At 30.2% G+C, this 1,253-nt stretch carries 2 protein-coding genes; one reads left to right on the top strand and one right to left on the bottom strand.

All coding sequences use genetic code 11. The features are described from left to right. Positions 1-41: 41 nt before the first annotated feature. Positions 42-305, bottom strand: coding sequence for a hypothetical protein (locus tag D5R40_RS33110; protein WP_124143397.1), 264 nt, complete (start codon positions 303-305; stop codon positions 42-44). A gap of 570 nt (positions 306-875) precedes the next feature. Here D5R40_RS33110 and D5R40_RS33105 point away from each other — a divergent pair. Beyond that, a complete protein-coding gene (locus tag D5R40_RS33105; protein WP_124155899.1) occupies positions 876-1,055 on the top strand; it encodes a hypothetical protein in 180 nt (59 codons plus the stop codon). Positions 1,056-1,253: the final 198 nt, after the last annotated feature.

Genomic DNA, 1,253 nt, shown 5'->3' with positions numbered 1-1,253 from the left:
TAGAGTTTTTGAGTATTTTAGTTTCCAGACAGACTATCACATTAATCCCCAAGTACTTCTCTACAAAATAAGTTAGTTGAATCAAAACTTTTACCTTCTCTATTTGCTTTAGCTTCTTTACTTTCTAGAACGCTTGCAACTGAACCTTTAGCAAGAGAACGAGTTGTTGCACTGGCACTGTCATTAACCCAATCATTTGCGCCAACTTTATATCTGAAATTGCATCTATATTGATCGTTAGCCGATCCTGCTTGTAAGAAAATGCCGAGAGAAGCTAGTGCAGATAGGATTAAGTACCTTTTCATTATAAAAACTCTCCTGTAATTGGTTTACTTTATGGATAGTGAATTACTATCTATATTCTTTTTATATCTCTAAATTCAGATCATTTATTGTTAACTAATATACTTTTTACTATCTTTTTTCTCATTTTATGAGCAGTTGCTTGTTTTTTTAAGTATAAATTCTTAATCCAGAAACCGGCATTATTAATATTAGTTTTTACTGTCTCAATATTAATAAAAATTAATAAAAAAAATCATTTTTTATGATATAATTAATCTTAGTTTATTTGAGGGATTATGTAAGTAAAATTTTACAGCTATCTACTCAAATTGTCAAGATGATAATATGATTATTCCCAAAAATAATTATATCTGCAAATCTGCCAAATTAGCGAACATTTAAGTTGCTATTTTTCTCGAAAGTAAATAAATATTAATTGTGAGTGATTGGAGAAATAAATGAATAAAAACTATTATAATCATACTTGATATTAGCTTTATTCAGTAATTTGAAAAACTAGGAAAAGCAAAAATTAAAAGTGTTGCCAGCAAAAATTTGCAAAATTAAGTCTATCAGGTATAATTAAATATGTGGCTTTTCAATCTTTGCCGAACACAAGAACCTTCAAAGCGATCAGTAAAAGCTTTTTAGGTAAAGGTTATGTCTCAAATGCGATCGCCATAACCAGAGGAGTAGCTACAACAAATTGCAAGTACATGAAGTACAAACATTTAAGACCTCTGGTTATGTCTCAAATGCGATCGCCATAACCAGAGGAGTAGCTACAACAAATTGCAAGTACATGAAGTACAAACATTTAAGACCTCTCCCTTAGAAGCTGTTTTTCAACAATTAATTATTAATTATTAACAATTCTGGAGAGTACAAAGTTCTGCTAAAAAACAGTTTGCTCTCAAGATTGAAAGTGTTACTGGGAAAGGTTTACAGCACCTACTGTTGTGAATGGA

The organism is Okeania hirsuta, from assembly GCF_003838195.1.
Lineage (GTDB): Bacteria > Cyanobacteriota > Cyanobacteriia > Cyanobacteriales > Microcoleaceae > Okeania > Okeania hirsuta.
This window is presented reverse-complemented; position numbering and strand designations above follow the sequence as displayed.

Coding starts and splice junctions, on each gene's coding strand:
- D5R40_RS33110 (WP_124143397.1), bottom strand. CDS start 305: ATGAAAAGGTACTTAATCCTATCTGCACTAGCTTCTCTCGGCATTTTC.